Origin of the sequence: Cognatundibacterium luofuense (genome assembly GCF_018139685.1) — a bacterium.
Taxonomy (GTDB): domain Bacteria; phylum Pseudomonadota; class Gammaproteobacteria; order Burkholderiales; family Burkholderiaceae_D; genus Undibacterium; species Undibacterium luofuense.
On the sequence record NZ_JAGSPN010000314.1, the window covers coordinates 1 to 357 of the forward strand.

Sequence of the window (357 nt, forward strand, 5' to 3'; positions counted from 1 at the left end):
ACCTACCGTGGCGTACATATCGGTAAAACCATGGGGGAAAAATGGAAGCAGGGCCGCTTCCGTAATGTGTATCTGCGCAATACCTTGTGGCAGCACGGCTACGCGATTGATACAGTGGAAACGGCCTGTGACTGGCCCAAAGTCCGCGCCATGATGCAGGGTGTGGAGCTGGCCGCGCAGCAGAGTTTTGCAGAGTCTGGCGAGCAGGTGCATACCTACACCCATTTATCGCATTTATACGCGCAGGGTGCCAGTGTTTACACCACTTTTGTATATCGCCTGAGTGGTGACTATGATACCGATCTGGCTCGCTGGACCAGTCTGAAAGCCAGGGTGTCCGAGACCATCGTACGGTTG

At 54.6% G+C, this 357-nt stretch carries 1 protein-coding gene; it reads left to right on the forward strand.

From position 1 onward, the window contains the following. A partial coding sequence (locus KDM89_RS20575) for an FAD-linked oxidase C-terminal domain-containing protein (RefSeq protein WP_329604715.1) occupies window positions 1-357 on the forward strand: 357 nt, incomplete at both ends.